The organism is Halorubrum sp. Atlit-26R (assembly GCF_003666015.1).
Classification (GTDB): Archaea; Halobacteriota; Halobacteria; order Halobacteriales; family Haloferacaceae; genus Halorubrum.
The window spans coordinates 217059-233955 of record NZ_QPLT01000002.1 but is presented as its reverse complement, the minus strand read 5'-3'; the positions used below and the strand labels follow the sequence as shown (position 1 = coordinate 233955).

General features: G+C 70.5%; 15 protein-coding genes. 11 read left to right on the top strand and 4 right to left on the bottom strand.

The features are described from left to right. Positions 1-13 precede the first annotated feature (13 nt). The 4 genes from DVK07_RS03585 to DVK07_RS03570 all read left to right on the top strand — a co-directional run bounded on the left by DVK07_RS03585 (position 14) and on the right by DVK07_RS03570 (position 3096). Positions 14-1111: a TrmB family transcriptional regulator gene (locus DVK07_RS03585; protein ID WP_121595774.1), complete on the top strand. Its 1098-nt coding sequence runs from the start codon at positions 14-16 to the stop codon at positions 1109-1111. Positions 1112-1181: 70 nt separating this feature from the next. Further along, on the top strand, positions 1182-2120 hold the full coding sequence (locus DVK07_RS03580) for a DUF1028 domain-containing protein (RefSeq protein ID WP_121595773.1): 939 nt from the start codon (positions 1182-1184) through the stop codon (positions 2118-2120). 83 nt (positions 2121-2203) lie between these two features. Beyond that, entirely contained in the window at positions 2204-2527 is a 324-nt protein-coding gene (locus DVK07_RS03575) for a BolA family protein (protein WP_121595772.1), read from the top strand. Positions 2528-2568: 41 nt separating this feature from the next. Then, entirely contained in the window at positions 2569-3096 is a 528-nt protein-coding gene (locus DVK07_RS03570; RefSeq protein ID WP_121595771.1) for a hypothetical protein, read from the top strand. A gap of 24 nt (positions 3097-3120) precedes the next feature. On the opposite strand, the gene DVK07_RS03565 is transcribed toward DVK07_RS03570, so the two are convergent. After that, positions 3121-3780, bottom strand: coding sequence for a hypothetical protein (locus DVK07_RS03565; RefSeq protein ID WP_121595770.1), 660 nt, complete (start codon positions 3778-3780; stop codon positions 3121-3123). Positions 3781-3975: 195 nt separating this feature from the next. On the opposite strand from DVK07_RS03565, the gene DVK07_RS03560 reads away from it, so the two are divergent. From DVK07_RS03560 to DVK07_RS03530, 7 genes are all read left to right on the top strand, one after another. After that, positions 3976-5385: an aspartate ammonia-lyase gene (locus DVK07_RS03560; RefSeq protein ID WP_121595769.1), complete on the top strand. Its 1410-nt coding sequence runs from the start codon at positions 3976-3978 to the stop codon at positions 5383-5385. Positions 5386-5504: 119 nt separating this feature from the next. After that, entirely contained in the window at positions 5505-6011 is a 507-nt protein-coding gene (locus tag DVK07_RS03555; RefSeq protein WP_121595768.1) for an OsmC family protein, read from the top strand. A gap of 126 nt (positions 6012-6137) precedes the next feature. Further along, the gene (gene sucC / locus DVK07_RS03550) at positions 6138-7283 is read left to right on the top strand and encodes an ADP-forming succinate--CoA ligase subunit beta (protein WP_121595767.1); all 1146 of its coding nucleotides are present in this window, start codon (positions 6138-6140) and stop codon (positions 7281-7283) included. After that, positions 7280-8149 carry a succinate--CoA ligase subunit alpha gene (sucD, locus tag DVK07_RS03545; RefSeq protein ID WP_049929456.1) on the top strand — a complete coding sequence of 290 codons (870 nt, stop codon included), beginning with the start codon at positions 7280-7282 and terminating at the stop codon, positions 8147-8149. Before sucC ends, sucD begins: the two co-directional genes overlap by 4 nt. 96 nt (positions 8150-8245) lie before the next feature. Further along, positions 8246-10822 carry a GAF domain-containing protein gene (locus DVK07_RS03540; RefSeq protein WP_121595766.1) on the top strand — a complete coding sequence of 859 codons (2577 nt, stop codon included), beginning with the start codon at positions 8246-8248 and terminating at the stop codon, positions 10820-10822. A gap of 73 nt (positions 10823-10895) precedes the next feature. Further along, on the top strand, positions 10896-11216 hold the full coding sequence (locus DVK07_RS03535; protein WP_096392973.1) for an ArsR family transcriptional regulator: 321 nt from the start codon (positions 10896-10898) through the stop codon (positions 11214-11216). 93 nt (positions 11217-11309) lie between these two features. Next, a complete protein-coding gene (locus DVK07_RS03530; RefSeq protein ID WP_121595765.1) occupies positions 11310-12620 on the top strand; it encodes a tRNA (N(6)-L-threonylcarbamoyladenosine(37)-C(2))-methylthiotransferase in 1311 nt (436 codons plus the stop codon). A 29-nt stretch (positions 12621-12649) separates the two neighbouring features. Here the strand turns inward: DVK07_RS03530 and DVK07_RS03525 are convergent, their stop codons facing one another. From DVK07_RS03525 to DVK07_RS03515, 3 genes are all read right to left on the bottom strand, one after another. Next, on the bottom strand, positions 12650-14785 hold the full coding sequence (locus DVK07_RS03525; protein ID WP_121595764.1) for a long-chain fatty acid--CoA ligase: 2136 nt from the start codon (positions 14783-14785) through the stop codon (positions 12650-12652). Positions 14786-14904: 119 nt separating this feature from the next. Further along, entirely contained in the window at positions 14905-15891 is a 987-nt protein-coding gene (locus DVK07_RS03520; RefSeq protein WP_121595763.1) for a hypothetical protein, read from the bottom strand. 143 nt (positions 15892-16034) lie between these two features. Further along, entirely contained in the window at positions 16035-16877 is an 843-nt protein-coding gene (locus tag DVK07_RS03515; RefSeq protein ID WP_121595762.1) for a translation initiation factor eIF-2B, read from the bottom strand. Positions 16878-16897 lie beyond the last annotated feature (20 nt).

Sequence of the window (16897 nt, the reverse complement as noted above, 5' to 3'; positions counted from 1 at the left end):
TTAATCGATCGACATGGACACCGAGGAACTCCTGGAGACGCTCCAGGCCGCGGACCTCTCTTACTATCAGGCGAACGCGTACGTCACGCTGCTCGAACTGGGGACCGCCTCCGCGACCGAGGTCGCGCAGGCCAGCGACGTGCCGGACGCCCGGATCTACGACGTGCTCCGGGACCTCGACGACTTCGGGTACGTGGAGCTGTACGAACAGGAGACGTTCCAGGCGCGCGCGACGGACCCGGAGACGATCGTCTCCGGGCTCACCGACCGCGCTGACGCGCTGGAGTCGGCGGCCGCCGAGATCGAGGAGCGCTACGAGCGACCGACGCTCGACACGCAGACGGTCAGCATCGTCAAGCGGTTCGACACCGTGCTGGAGGCCGCGCGGACGTTCGTCCGCGACGCCGACACGCAGGTCCACGCGACGCTCACCCGCGACCAGTTCGCGGCGCTGCGCGGCGACCTCGTCGACGCCCGCGACCGCGGCGTCACGGTCAACGTCACGGTCCTCGCCCGCGACGGCGACGAGCCCCTCGAGAACGCCGACTTCGAGGGCGCCGTGAGCGCCGCGCACCGCATCTCGCGCCCGGCCCCGTTCGTGCTCACCTCCGACCTCCGACGCACGGCGTTCGCCCCGAACCCCGCCGCGGTGGAAGACTACGGACTCATCCTCCGCAACCGGTCGTTCACCTACGTCTTCTTCTGGCACTTCCTGCTTTTCACCTGGCTCCCCTCGCCGGCCGTGTACGAGGCCGACGCGGCCGGCCCGCAGCGGTACGCGGACATCCGACAGTTCCTGCTGGAGAACCGCGACCGGATCCGCGGCGACGACCCCCTCCGCGTCGAGATCGAGGGCCGCGAGACCGAGAGCGACCGGTCCGTGACCGTCTCCGGCGAGGTCGTCAGCGCCGAGCACCTCTCGGAGGTCGACCGCGGGGACGACCGCGCCCCGAGCGTGATGGCGCTGACCGGCACCGCCTCCATGGTCGTCGACGACGGGGAGAAGCGGTGGACCGTCGGCGGCTGGGGCGCGACCTACGAGGACGTCGAGGCCGACCGGATCCGCGTGACCGGGACCGCGGCGGTGAACGAGGCCGAGCCGGCGGAGTGACGCCGGGCGGGGCGCCCGAGCGCGGGCGACGGCCGGATTTAAGCTCGCGGCCTCCCACGACACGTCCCGCATGCCACCTCGACCCTCGACCTTCTCGATCGCCGCCCGCGACCCGGAGACGGGCGCGGTCGGCATCGCCGTCCAGTCGAAGTTCGTCGCCGTCGGCGCCGTGGTCCCGTTCGTCAGCGCGGACGCGGGCGCGGTGGCCACGCAGAGCTTCGCGAACGTCGCGTACGGGCCGGACGGCCTCGACCTGCTGCGCGCGGGCCACGCGCCCGCCGAAGCGATCGACCGGCTCACGGCCGACGACGACGAAGCGCCCTCGCGACAGGTCGGGATCGTGAGCGCCGACCCGGACGAGCCGCCCGCGGCGTTCACGGGCGACGAGTGCCACGACCACGCCGGCGACCGGCAGGGCGACCACTACACGGTCCAGGGGAACATCTTGGAGAACGCCGACACGCTCGACGCGATGGCGGAGGCGTTCGAGGAGACGGAAGGCGGGCTCCCGGAGCGGCTGATCGCGGCGCTCCACGCGGGCAACGAGGCGGGCGGCGACAAGCGAGGCGAGCAGTCCGCCGCGCTGTACGTCGCGAAGCCCGAGGGGGGCTACGACGGGAGGAATGACCGCTGGGTCGACGTGCGCGTCGACGACCACGAGCGCCCGATCGACGAGTTAGAGCGCGTGTTCAAGATCTACGACGTGACCCTCCTCGAACGCGAGGCCCCCGACGACACGCGGGAACTGACCGGCGAGACCGCGGTCGCGGTCGGGTCGGCGCTCGCCGACCTCGGGTTCTACGACGGCGAGGCGACCGCGGAGTTCGGCGACGACGCCCGCGACGCGCTGGAGACGTTCCGCGGGATGAACAACTTCGAGAACCACTCGCTCGCGGTGTTGGAGGACGCCATCGCCCGCGGCTGGGACGAGACGGGATCCGACGCGGACCCCGAGTCGCGGCTCGTCGACGCCATCTGGCACGGGCTCTCTCGACTCGACCGGACGTAACGCCGACCCGCTACCGGTCTCTCGCCGTGAGCACCGTCGGACCGGGCCGGTCGACTTTTGCCCGTTCGCGTCCGAGCGGGGACATGACCATCGAACCCGACGCGGTCGCGGACCTCATCGAGGAGAACCTCCCCGACGCGGTCGCGCGCGTGACCGCGCCCCGGATCCACGACGACGAGGACGAGGACGCCCACTTCGCGGCGGTCGTCGTCTCCCCCGCGTTCGAGGGCGAGTCGCTCGTCGACCAGCATCAGCGCGTGTACGACGCGGTCGGCGACCACATGACGCGCTCGGTCCACGCCTTAGAGATCAAGACGTACACCCCCGAGGCGTACGCGGAACACGGCGACGGGAGCCTCGACGCAGACCTCCGCGAGGCGGGACTGCTCCCGGTCGACGAGACCTGACCCCCGGCCGCGTTGTAAGCCCTTCACTACCCTCCACACCGATGCGATCCGAACTCGCACGCGCCGCGCGCGGGGTCCTCGCCGCGGTCTCGCTGCTGGCGTTCGTCGCGCTCTTTCTCGCGCTCCAAGCGCGCGTCACCTCCCCGGCCGTCCTCGGCGGGCTCGCCGCGCTCGGGACCGCGACGCTGTTCGCGGCCGCGGGCCGGTCGGGAGTCCGACGGCTGCTCGGTCGAGGCGAGTCGACCGCGGCGAACAGCGACGGACCGGACGACGAGAGCGACGCGTGGCTCGACGAGCCGGCGGGCGACACGCCGTGGACCGACCGCTCCGACCGCGCCCGCGGTGACTCCGAACCCGACTGGCCGCTCGCACGGCTCGAACCCGCGCTCGACGACGCGTGGAACCGGTGGTCGGACGCCGCGCTGACGGTCGGGCTGGCCGCGCTGGGGGTCGGCGCGCTCGTCATCCTCGCCACCTACCCGGGCGACGATCCCCCGCTCGGACTGCTGATGCTGGTCGCGTTCGGGTTCAACGGGGCGCTCGTGACGCTCCCGTTCGTGTTTAAATAAGGCGCCGCAGAATCGGAATTCCGGTCAGCCGTCCTCGTCCGTCTCGGCCGCGATCGTCTCGTCGGAGCCGTCGCCGGAGCCGTCACTACCTGCGGCGCCGTCGTTGTCTGCGGCGCCGTCGTCGCCGCGACCGTCGTCATTTGCGGCGCCGGCGTCGCCCGCGACGCGGTCGGCGACCAGTTCGGCGAGCGGGTCCACCGTGACGGTCAGGCGGGCGACGAGGAACACGACGGGGACGAGCGCGACGAACAGGAAGGCGGCGTCGTACGCCCACGCGGCGCCGTTCAACACGGGTACCGCGACGCCGGCGAGCCCGCGGTACGCGACGAGGACGGCCCCGAAGGCGACGAGCCAGTACGCCATGCCCCCGGCGTTCTCGGCGACCCGACTCGGCGTCGCGTCGCTCTCGGCGTCGGCTCCGCGCCCCCCGAGCGCCAGCCGCGTCAGCAGCGCGAACTTCGGGGCGGCGTACAGGAGGATCCCCGCCACCGCGAGCGAGACGACGGCCGTCGCGACGGCGGCGAACGTCACCGGGGCGAAGGGGACGAGCCGGTCGATCCCCGGTAGCAGCGTGACGACCGCGAGGACGCCGACGGTCGCCAGCGCGCCGATCAGGAGCTTGCTCGTCGACCGGACCGTGTCGCGGTCGAGCGCTGTTCCGATCGCGGAGTCGTTGGAGCTCATGTGCGCCCGACCGTTGCCGACGGAGCGATATATAAGGGCGAAGCGTTTGCGCCGATTTTCGGCCGGTTTTGTCCGATTTGTCCTGTCACCCTGAACACCGTCGTATGCTACCAATTATCCCGACACTCGTTCTCATATTCCCGCGCGCTGGCGGCTTCCAGTACCTTTTACAGCGTCTCGCGGGAAGGTCGGCGCATGGGTGACGACTACCGCACGGAGGAGGACAGCCTCGGCGAGATGCAGGTGCCGGCGGACGCCTACTGGGGCGCACAGACCCAGCGCGCCGTCGAGAACTTCCCCGTCTCGGGGATCCCGATGAGCCGGCGGTTCATCCGCGCGCTCGGCGTCGTGAAGAAGGCGGCCGCGCAGGCGAACCGCGACCTCGATCTCATCGACGAGGACACCGCCGACGCCATCGTCGCCGCCGCCGACGAGGTGATTGCGGGCGACCACGACGACCAGTTCCCGGTCGACGTGTTCCAGACCGGTTCGGGGACCTCCTCGAACATGAACGCCAACGAGGTGATCGCCAACCGCGCCGCCGAGATCGCGGGCGCGGAGATCGGCGACCGCGTCGTCCACCCGAACGACCACGTCAACTACGGGCAGTCGAGCAACGACGTGATCCCCACCGCGATGCACGTCGCCGCGCTGGAGGCGGTCGAGAAGGACCTCGTCCCCGCCTTAGAGACGCTCCACGCCGAGCTCGAAGCGAAGGAAACGGAGTTCGACGGCGTCGTCAAGACGGGCCGGACGCACCTCCAGGACGCCACCCCGATCCGGCTCGGGCAGGAGTTCAGCGGGTACCGCACGCAGGTCGCGAAGGGGATCGAGCGCGCCGAGGGCGTCCAGTCGAACCTCCGCGAGCTCGCCCTCGGCGGCACCGCGGTCGGGACCGGGCTCAACACCCACCCCGAGTTCCCGGAGCTCGCCGCGGAGTACATCTCGGACGAGACCGGGACCGAGTTCCGCGAGGCGGCGAACCACTTCGAGGCGCAGGCCGCCCACGACGCGATGGCGGAGGGCCACGGCGCGCTCAAGACGGTCGCCGGCAGCCTCAACAAGATGGCCAACGACCTGCGGCTGCTCGCCTCCGGCCCGCGCAACGGGCTCGGCGAGATAGAGCAGCCGGAGAACCAGCCCGGCTCCTCGATCATGCCCGGGAAGATCAACCCGGTCGTCGCCGAGTCGGTCAACCAGGTCCACAAGCAGGTCGTCGGCAACGACGCGGCCGTCTCGGCGGGCGCCGCGCGCGGCGAGATCGACCTAAATCTTTATAAGCCCGTCATCGCGCACAACTTCCTCGAGTCCGCCCAGCTGCTCTCGAACGTCGCCGAGACGTTCGGCGAGCGCTTCGTCGGGAAGCTTGAGGCCAACGAGGAGCACTGCGAGACGCGCGTCGAGCAGTCGATGGCGCTCGCGACCGCGCTGAATCCCGCGATCGGCTACGACAAGGCCTCAAAGGTGGCCAAGAAGGCGCTCGCGGAGGACAAATCCGTCAAGGAGGTCGCCGTGAGCGAGGGGTACCTCACCGAGGACGAGGCGGACGAGGTGCTCGACCCCGAGGCGATGACCCACCGCGTCATCCTCGGCGACGAGGACTGAGCCGCGGGGGCGACGGCGCGGGGGAGTCGCTCGGGGTCGGCCCCCTCGGGACCGACGCGCGCCGGACCGCCGACCGAAGCCGGCAGAACATTTTTTGTGAATGTGTGTGAGCCCCGCACATGGCAGAGAGTGACTTACAGGCCGAGCAGGAGCCGTTGAAAAAGGAGTACGAGAAGAACCCCGAGGCGGCCCAGATCACGCTGTCCGCGACCGGCGAAGAGCAGGGCGACGCCCGGTCGTGTAGCGTCGACATCGGCCGGGCGATCTACGAGGCGGAGCTCCACGAGGGCGCCGGCGGCCCCGGCGGGGGCGCCTGCTCGGGCGACCTCCTCTTGGGCGCGCTGGCCGCCTGTTCCCAGCTGACCGCGCAGGCCGTCGCCGAGAGCTTCGGCGTCGACGCCGAGGTCGAGGTCGAGGCCAGCGGCGACCTCGACCTCCGCGGGACGATGGGCGTGGACGACGAGGCGTCAGTCGGGTTCGAGGACCTCCGGCTCGACGTCAGCGTCGACGGCGATGTCGACGAGGACACCCGCGCGGCGCTTCAAAAGTACACCGAGAAGTACTGCGTCGTCTACCAGACGCTGGCGGACCCGCCCGCGGTCGAGACGAACTGGACGTTCGACTGACGGCGGCGCCGCCGCGCTCGGTGTTGCGGACGGGCCGCCGCGCTCGCCGTCACGGCGACCCCGCGGCCGCGCCGTTCGCGCCGAATCGGAACCATTTAAGCCGATGTCTGTCCCGATCCCACACGGATGAAACTTCACGAGTATCAAGCGAAGTCTCTCTTCGCGGACGCCGGGATCCCGGTTCCGGACTCCCGGCTCGCGACGAGCGTCGACGAGGCCCTCGACGCCGTCGACGAGATCGGCTACCCGGCCGCGATCAAGGCGCAGGTCCACGTGGGCGGCCGCGGGAAGGCCGGCGGGATCAAGATCGCGACCGACCGCGAGGAGGCCGAGCAGTACGCCGAGGAGATCCTCGGGATGGACCTGAAGGGGTACACCGTCGATCAGGTCCTCGTCGAGGCGGGCGTCGACTTCGTCGACGAGCTGTACGTCGGCGTCACGATGGACCGCGGCGAGGGGAAGCCCGTCCTGATGGTGTCGACCGAGGGCGGGGTCGACATCGAGGAGGTCGCCGAGGAGAACCCCGACGCGATCGCGCGCGAGCACGTCGACCCCGCGTTCGGGCTCCACCCCTACCAGGCCCGGAAGGTCGTCTACGAGGCCGGCGTCGACGCCGACGTGGCGCTCGACGTGGCCTCGATCCTCTCGACGCTGTACGACCTCTACGAGGAGAACGACGCCTCCGAGATTGAGGTCAACCCCGTCATGATCACGAGCGACCGCGACGTGGTCGCCGCGGACGCCGTGATGAACATCGACGAGGACGCGCTGTTCCGCCAGCCCGACCTCGCCGAGATGGCCGAGGCGTCCTACGAGGACGACCTCGAACGGAAGGCCGGCGAGTACGGCTTCGACTACGTCCGCCTCTCGGGCAACGTCGGGATCATCGGCAACGGCGCCGGGCTGGTGATGACGACGCTCGACCTGGTCGATTACTACGGCGGCGCGCCCGCCAACTTCCTCGACATCGGCGGCGGCGCGAAGGCCGAGCGCGTCGCGAACGCGCTCGACATGGTGTTCTCCGACGACAACGTCGACGCGGTCGTGTTCAACATCTTCGGCGGGATCACCCGCGGCGACGAGGTCGCCAAGGGGATCAACGAGGCCCTCGAACGGTTCGACGAGATCCCGAAGAAGGTAGTCGTCCGGCTCGCCGGGACGAACGCCGAGGAGGGGATGGAGATTCTGAACACCGACCTCGTCGAGGTCGAGAAGACGCTGGAGGACGCGGTCCAGCGCGCGGTGAAGAACGCGGACGAGGTGACCCAATGAGCATTTTCGTCGACGACGACACCAGAGTGGTGGTCCAGGGGATCACCGGCGGGGAGGGGAAGTTCCACGCCGGCCAGATGATCGAGTACGGCACGAACGTCGTCGCCGGCGCGGTGCCCGGCAAGGGCGGCCAAGAGGTCGACGGCGTCCCCGTCTACGACACCGTCGACGAGGCCGTCGAGGCGGAGGACGCGGACGCCTCCGTCATCTTCGTGCCGCCGGCGTTCGCCGCCGACGCGATCTTCGAGTCGCTCGACACGGACCTCGACCTCGCGGTCGCGATCACCGAGGGGATCCCGACCCAGGACATGGCGAAGGTGAACAAGCGCCTGAGCGAGACCGACACCCGTCTCATCGGCCCGAACTGTCCCGGGATCATCACCCCCGGCGAGGCGAAGCTCGGCATCCTCCCCGGTAACATCTTCTCCGAGGGCAACGTCGGGCTCGTCTCCCGTTCCGGCACGCTCACCTACCAGGTCGTCGACAACCTCACCGAGCGCGGGCTCGGCCAGTCGACCGCCATCGGCATCGGCGGCGACCCGATCATCGGGACCTCCTTCGTCGACGCCCTCGAGGCGTTCGAGGCCGACACCGACACCGACGCCGTCGTGATGTGCGGCGAGATCGGCGGGGAGGACGAGGAGCAGGCCGCGAAGTTCATCGGCGAGCACATGGACACGCCGGTCGCCGGCTTCATCGCCGGCCGCACGGCGCCGCCGGGCAAGCGGATGGGCCACGCGGGCGCCATCGTCTCCGGTTCCGGAACGGGCACGGCGCAGTCGAAGATCGACGCGCTCAACGACGCGGGCGTCCCCGTCGGCGACACCCCCGAGGAGGTCGCCGACCACGTCGAAGACTTCTTGTAGGCGCTCGCGCACCGCCGTTCGCGGGCGGCAAGCCCGATTTTCAGTTTCGGTATCCGAGGCGAAAACTAAAATTACTGGTAGGGAGACACACACAGCATGAGTCCCGCCCCAGACGACCCGCCGCCCGACCCCGGTGCGGATGCGAGCGACGCGTCTGGAGCGCCCGGCGACGGCGGCGCGAGCCGCGTCCTGTTCGTCGACGACGAGCCCGGGGCGGCCGACCTCGCCGCGACCCACGTCGAGCGGCTCGTTGACGGGATCGAGACGGTGACGCGGCTGTCGCCGGACGAGGCGCTGGACGTGGTCCGCGAGGGGCGCGTCGACTGCGTCGTCAGCGACTTCGACATGCCGGGGGCGGACGGGCTCGAACTGCTGGAGTCGATCCGCGACCTCGACCCGGGGCTCCCCTTCGTGCTGTTCACGGGAAAGGGGAGCGAGGAGATCGCGAGCGACGCGATCTCCGCGGGCGTCACCGACTACCTCCAGAAGGGCGCGGGGCGGGACCGCTACGAGATGCTCGCCAACACCGTCGCGAACGCGCTGGGACGCCGCCGGGCCGAGCGCGACCTCCGGAAGGTGAACGCGAAGGTCACGGCGATCCACGAGTTCGCGACGGAACTGGCGTCGGTGACCGACGTCGAGACGGTGTTCGACCGCACGGTCGACGCGGCCGAGGAGATCCTGGAGTTCGACCGCTGCGTCACCGCCCGCCGACGCGGCGACCGGGTCGTCCCCCTCGTACTCTCCGAGAGCGTCACCGAGGACGAAGTCCGGACGTTCGACGTCGGCGAGGGCGTCGTCGGGACCACGGTCGCGGAGGAGGAGACGATGGTGGTCGACAACCTCAGCGTCGACCCCGCGGACCCGGACGACTTAGAGGACCCCTCGTCTCCGGGTCGTCCGACCGCCGGGACCGACCGACGGGAGGGGTCGGAGGTGGCCGACCCGGTCGCCGACGACATCCGGTCGGCGATCAGCGTTCCGATCGGCTCGCACGGCGTGTTGCAGGCCGTCTCCAACGGCTACGCCGCGTTCGACGAGCGCGACGTGGAGTTCGCTGAACTGATCGCCTCGCACGCCGCGAACGCGATCGAGCGGATCGAGACGGAGGCCGAGCTCCGACGGGAGCGCGACCGGCTGACGGCGCTGTTCCACGACCTCCCGCTCCCGGCGGTGCGTACCGTCGCGCTCGGGGAGAGCGAGCGTCGCCTCGACGCCGCGAACGACGCGTTCGAGCGGACGTTCGGCTACGGCGCGGACAGCGGGTACGAGGAGGTCCGCGAGGCGATCATCCCGGACGACGCCGACCGGCTCGACCCGGAGTCGGTACTCGAACGCGACGAGCCCTCCCGGCTCGAGGTGCGTCGTCGGACTACGGACGGGTTGCGAGACTTCATCCTCCACGTGATCCCGGTCACGGAGCCTGACGAGACCGTCATCTACAGCGTCTACGCGGACATCGGCGAACAGAAGCGCGTTGAGCGGACGCTGCGTCGGCTCCACGAGACGACCCGCGAGATGTTCGGGGGCGAGGACCGCGAGGGGGTCGCGGCGGTGGCCACCCGAGCGGCGATCGACATCCTCGAGTTCCCGAGCAGCGGCGTCAGGCTGTACGACCCCGAGGCGAACGTCCTCCGCCCGACGGCGATAAGCGAGGAGGCGACCGCGGCGTTCGGCGACCGGCCGTCGTTCGGTCCGGGCGACGGACGCATCTGGGAGGCGTTCGACGACGGCGAGCCGATCGTGGTCGACGACCTCGACGCTGTCGACAGCCCGATCGGGTACGGAGACCACCGGAGCCTCCTCGTCGTGCCGCTCGGCGAGCACGGCGTGATGCCGCTCGGGTCGCGCCAACCGGACTTCTTCGACGAGACGGACCTCCAGCTGGCCCGCGTCCTCGCCGCGAACGTCACGGTCGCGCTCGACCACGCCGAGCGGACCGAGCAGCTCCGCGACCGCGACGCGGCGCTCCAGCGGGAGATCGATCGGCTGGAGAAGTTCGCGGGGTTCGTCTCCCACGACCTCCGGAATCCGCTCAACGTCGCCGCCGGGCGGACCGACCTGGCCCGGTCGCTGACGGACGACGCCGCCGTCATCGAAGAGCTCGACCGGGTCGAGGACGCGCACGACCGGATGACGCAGCTGATCGACGACCTCCTCGCGCTGGCTCGGCAGGGCCGGACGGCCGACGAGATCGAGTCCGTCCCGCTGGACGAGGCCGCCGAGCGCGCGTGGCGCACCGTCGACACCGACGACGCGACGCTCGACGTCTCCGAGGCGACGGCCGCGATCGAGGCGGACCCGGAGCGGCTCCGCACGTTGTTCGAGAATCTGTTTATAAATAGTGTGGAACACGGTTCCACGAACGGTCGGTCGGAGCCCGACGACAGCCTGGAACACGGCTCGGACACCGGCGCCGAAGGCGACACCGACGCCGCCGACCTCACCGTCTCCGTCGGGTCGCTCCCGGACGGATTCTACGTCGCCGACGACGGGGTCGGCTTCGACATCGACCCCGGGGAGGCGACGGAGTACGGCCGTTCGAGCGCGCCGAACGGGACGGGGTTCGGCCTCGCGATCGTGCGCGAGATCGCGGCCGCGCACGGCTGGGAGCTGTCGATCGACGGCGACGACGGCGCTCGGTTCGAGTTCCGCCAGCGAACCGGTATATAAAAAGCAGGTTGGCGTGCGCACCGGGCGCACAGGCGGGCCACGGTTATGCGCGATTCGCCCCTGTACGTAACGTATGGACGAAGGAACTCGCGAGCTGCTCGAACCGCTCCCGCCGAGCGCCAAGCTGGTCTACTACGTGCTCGACGCCGAGGGTCGGTTCGACCAGACCGGCCTCGCCGAGGAGACGCGCCTCTCGACGCGCACCGTCCGGTTCGCGGTCGAGAAGCTCACCGAGGTCGGCCTCGTCGAGGAGGGGCTGTGCCCCCGCGACGCCCGCCGCTCGGTCTACCAGGCCGTGCCGCCCGCCGAACGTGACCCCGTCGACGAGCCGGAGGCGACCGCCGAGTCCGCCTCCGAGGCCGACGCGCCGGCCGCCGCGGTCGCCGAGGACTGAGCCCCGCAGGCCGCCGAACTGACGCCCCGCCGACGAACCGACGCCCCGATCCGTCGCGCTTTTGCCCCCGGGACCGGTAGTAAGCGCACTCCGATGGCGACGTACCACATCGAAACGTACGGCTGTAGCTCGAACCGGGGAGAGAGCCGGGAGATCGAGCGCGCCCTCCGCGACGGGGGGCACCGCCCGGCCGACGGCCCCGAAGACGCGGACGTCGCCATCCTCAACACCTGTACCGTCGTCGAGAAGACCGAGCGAAACATGCTCCGCCGCGCCGAGGAGCTGTCGGATATGACGGCCGAGCTCGTCGTCACCGGCTGTATGGCGCTCGCGCAGGGCGAGATGTTCGCCGAGGCCGACGTCGACGCCGAGATCCTCCACTGGGACGAGGTCCCCTCCTACGTGCTCAACGGCGAGTGCCCGACGGTCACCCCCGACGCCGAACCGGTCCTCGACGGCGTCGTCGGCATCCTCCCCATCGCCCGCGGCTGTATGAGCAACTGCTCGTACTGCATCACCAAGTTCGCCACCGGCCGCGTCGACTCCCCGTCGGTCGAGGAGAACGTCGAGAAGGCCCGGGCCCTGGTCCACGCCGGCGCGAAGGAGATCCGCGTCACCGGTCAGGACACGGGCGTCTACGGCTGGGACGACGGCGACCGGAAGCTCCCCGAACTGCTCGACCGCATCTGCGACATCGACGGCGAGTTCCGGGTCCGGCTCGGGATGGCGAACCCCGGCGGTATTCACGGCATTCACGAGGATCTGGCCGACGTGTTCGCGGAGAACGAGGAGCTGTACGACTTCATCCACGCCCCCGTCCAGTCCGGCTCCGACGACGTGCTGGAGGACATGCGCCGGCAGCACCGGGTCGAGAAGTTCCGCGAGGTCGTCGAGACGTTCGACGACCGGCTCGACCACTGGACGCTCTCGACCGACTTCATCGTCGGCTTCCCCACCGAGGACGAGGCCGACCACGAGCTGTCGATGGACCTGCTCGCCGAAGTCCGCCCCGAGAAGATCAACGTCACCCGCTTCTCGAAGCGCCCCGGCACCGACGCCGCCGACATGAAGGGACTCGGCGGGACCGTCAAGAAGGAGCGCTCGAAGGCGATGTCCGAGCTGAAGATGGAGGTCGTCGGCGAGGCGTACGAGTCGATGGTCGGCGACCGGTTCGAGGTCCTCGTCGTCGAGGAGGGGACCGGCGACTCGGTGAAGTGCCGCGACGGCGCCTACCGACAGATCATCGTCCAGAACGCGAGCGACCGCGGCGTCGCGGTCGGCGACTTCCTCACCGTCGAGGTGACCGGGCACAACACGGTGTACGCGTTCGGCGACCCGGTCGACGAGGCGCGTTCCGACGCCGCCGGCGCCGACGGCGCCGACCCGGTGCCGAGCGACGACTGACTGAGCGGGAGGTCGCCCTCCCCAGACGCTCAGGACTCTTCGTATATCATCTCGACCTCGTCGGCGAACCGGTCCAAGATGTTCCGCCGCTTCTTCTTCATCGTCGGCGTGAGCAGGTCGTTGTCCTCGGTGAACTCCTCCTCGACGAGCCGGAACTGCTTGATCTTCTCGTACGATTCGAACTCCTCGTTCACGCGGTCGACCTCCGATTGAATCCGCTCGCGGACGCGGTCGTCCCGGCAGACCTCGGCGCGCTCGTCGGGCAGGTCGATACCCTCGGCGTCGGCCCACGCCGCGACCTTCTCGAAGCTGGGCACGATGAGCGCGGAGACGAACTTCCGGCCGTCCCCGAGGACGACGCACTGCTCGACGAACTCGTTGGCGGCGAAGCGGTCCTCGATCGGCCCGGGCGCGACGTTCTTCCCGGTCGAGAGCACGAGTAACTGCTTGGCGCGCTCGCGGAAGGCGACGTACCCGTCCGGTCGGAGCTGGACGATGTCGCCGGTGCGGAACCACGGGTCCGCGGCGGCCGCCGCCGCGTCGGCTTCTCGGGCGGTCTTGCCGTCGTCCGCGTCGTCGGTTCCGTCCCCGTCGACGCCGACGCGCTCGTCGGGCGGGGTCCCGGCGGTGACGGCGTCGTCCGGGAGGTCGTCTGCGTCGACGAACGCCTCCGCGGTCGCGTCCGGGCGGTTCCAGTAGCCGTCGGTCACCTGCGGCCCGCGGACGAGCAGCTCGCCGACGTCGCCCGCCAGGTCCGCGACCTCCTGGCCCACGACGGAGCCGTCGATCGCGATCTCGGTGTTCACGACCGGCGGGCCGATCGTGCCGACCTTCGGCGCCTCCGGCGGGTTGACGCTGATGACGGGCGAGGTCTCCGTGAGGCCGTACCCCTCCAAGATCGGGAGGTCCATCGCGTGGTACAGCGCGCACAGCTCCGCCGACAGCGACCCGCCGCCCGAGATGAAGAAGTCGACGTTGCCGCCGATCGCGTCCCGGACCGACGAGAAGACGAGGCGGTCGGCGACCGCGCGCTTGGCGTCGAGCAGGGCGCCGGGGTCGTCGGCCTCGTGGTGGGCGCGCCCCACGTCGACCGCCCACTCGAAGATGCGCTCCTTGACCGGCGACTCGCTCGCCTGCTCGCGGATCGCGTCGTACAGCTTCTCGTAGACGCGCGGGACGCTGGTCGTCGTCGTCGGGCGCACCAGCCCGAAGTCCTCCCGGAGCGTGTCGGGGCTCTCCGCGTACGCGACCGTCGCGCCCGCGGCGAACATCATGTAGTGGCCCGCCATCCGCTCGAAGACGTGCGCGAGCGGGAGGAACGAGAGGGTGGTCGTCTCCGCGGAGATCCCCGGCACGTCCGGGTCGCGGTCCGGTCGGTCCGCGAACCGCCGGTAACACTGCGAGACGTTGTCCCGGAAGTTCGCGTGCGTGAGCCGGACGCCCTTCGGCTTCCCGGTGGTCCCGGAGGTGTAGATGAGGCTGGCGAGGTCGCCGACGTCGGCCGCGTCGATCCACCCCTCGTAGGCCGCCTCGTCGAACGCGTCGGCGCCGCGCTCGTGGACCTCGCCGAGAGTGTACACGTCGTCGAGCGCGCCGTCGTCGAGCGCGTCGGCGTCGATCCCGACGTCCGCGGCCGAGATCTCGTCTGCGTCCACGTCGTCGACGGTCACGATCGCGTCGAGGTCGTGGTCGAGGTCGCCGCGCACCGCGAGCACGTCCTCGAGCATCTCGCGGCCCTCGGCGACGACGACGGTCGCCTCGGGGTCCTCCAGCAGGTAGCGCAACTGCCTCGGCGACGACGAGGCGTAGACGGTCGTCACGACGGCGCCCGCGGCCAGCGCCGCGAAGTCGGTCTGGGCCCACTCCATGCGCGTCCGTGAGTACATCGCCACCCGCGTGTCGTCGTCGACGCCGAGTTCGCGGAAGCCCGCGGCGAGGTTCCGGACGATCCCGCGCATCTCGGTATACGTCAGGTCGGCGTACTCGCCCGCGGGCGCCTCCGGAACGACCCCGGCGGCGACGAGCGACCGGTCGTGGATTCCCCCCTTGTACCGCTGCGCGATCCGGTCCGCGTGTCGCTCCGCGGTGCGTTCGAACATCTCGGGGAGCGTCTCCCGGGCGACCGCGTCGTCCGTGAACGCTCGTTCCGCCGCTTGCCAGCTCATACACGCTCAGTCCCGCCCTACCTTCATAAACAATCCGGTAGTTTTGAGTTTCTCTCCGCTCGGAGCGGCCGTTGGGCAGTCAGTAGGCGCTCAGCGGACGAACCGCGACTACCAGGCGGTCAGCGACCGCCGGCGATCCGCGTACTGACACGGTCTCTGTCCGCGCGGATCCCGTCGGCGACCTCCGCGATCTGCGCGAGGACCGGGTAGCGCGGCCCGTCGGTGGAGCCGTAGAGGTAGTCGTAGAACGGGCGCTCGTGGTCGCCGTCGAGCGCCGTTTCGGGGGTCAGCGGCGGGTCGTCGAGCGAGCGCTGCCGATCGGCGGCGAGGTCGTCGCACTCCCCTTCGAGTTCCGCTAACCGGTTCCAGACGTCGATCGCCGCGTCGGTCTCCCGGCCGGAACGGATCCCTTCCAAGTGACCGATCAGCCGGCGGCGGCGGCGGTCGATCGACGACAGCGTCGCCTCTCGGTCGCCCAGCTCGCCGATCTCTTCGTCTATCGCGTCGGCGAGTCGCTCGCGCGCCTCGGCTGCGCGGCGACTCCGGTCGACGAGCGCCGACCGCGCGCCGCTCGACAGCCCGCCGTCGGACGCCAGCGCGGTCGCGGTGTCCGGGCCGAGCTCCGCGGCCAGGCTCTCCGCGGCCGACTCGTCGTACTCGGCCCGGTAGTGGGGCAGCGACAACACCGTGTCGTGGTACGCGGCCATCACCCGCCTCAGCGTCGCGTTGTCGGCGGCCGGCCCGCCCCCGGGGCGTCGTCCGCCGGCGGGACCGTCGAGTCCGCGGAGCGCGCCGGCGGGCACGCCCGAGGGCGTCGCGTCCGTCGCGACGGAGACCGTGTCGATCCCCGCGACCCGATCGGCGAACGACTCGAACGCGTCCCGCTCGTCGAGGACGCGCCGTCGCTCGCGGCGGCAGGCCGACTCGGCGTCGCGGACGTACGCGAACGCGACCAGCGCGAGCACGCCGGCGAGCGCGACCGCCGTGATCGCTCCCGGTTCGGTCGCGACCGCCCACAGCTCGCACCAGCCGCTCGCGCAGTTCGCGCCCGTCACCCCCTGATCTGGAATCTGAAAGACCGCCGCCGAACCCGGATGCACGCTCATTGTACCCGTTAACACGGTACACGCACAAAGCGTTTTGGGCTACACGGAGTCGTTCGGCCGGCTACGCGGCGTTCGAGCGGGTACGACGGCGCTCGAGGAGTACGACGATAATCGGTGCGGCACGCGACTTGCCCGTGCCCCGCTCAGTTCCAGACGCCGTCGTCGGTGATCACGATGTCGATCATCCCGATCGGCGTGGCGTCGTAGCTGGGGTTCTCGATCTCCACGTCCTCGACCGGCTCGCGCATCACCTCGACGGCGTCGCGGAACTCGTTCTCGAAGCGGAACTCCTCGATTGTCTTCGCGCCCGAGCCGACTGCCGTGACGGGGACGCCGAGCTCGCGGGCGGTGACCACCAGCGGGAAGGTGCCGATCCGGTTGTAGTAGGTCCCGCCGGTGATACAGGTGATCCCGAGCAGCACGCGGTCGCAGTCGCGGAGGGCATACCCCATCGCGCTGTCGACGACCATCCGCGTCTCGACGCGGGATATCCCGGCGAGGACGCGCGCGGTCTTCCGGCCCAGCGTCCGCGGGCGCGCCTCGGTGACGTAGACGGTGAGGTGCGCGCCGTCGCGCGCGGCGTTCTCGATCGCCTCTAAGACCGTCGTCGAGTAGTCGTGGACGAGCAGCGTGTCGCCGTCCTCGATGCGCTCGGCGGCGTTGGCGGCCGCCTCGCCCTTCGCCGTCTCGATGTCGTCGACGACGCGGGCGATCACGTCCTCCAAGAGCTGCTTCGCGCCCTCGACGCTCGTCGCCTCGCCGACGATGGAGCGTTCCACGTCGCGCATCGCGTTGTGGAGCGCGGCGTGGGAGGGGTTCGACCGGCGCAACACGCCCGCGTTGTGTTCGAGGTCGCGCTCGAACTCGTCGACGGTCACGTACTCGCGGTCGAGGAGGTCCGCGAGCGACCGCGTCGCCTTCACGGCCACCGCCGACGTGCTGTGGGTCCGCATCGCCCGGATCTCGGCGACGGTCTCGTCGATCATGCCCGAACGGTCGACCGCGC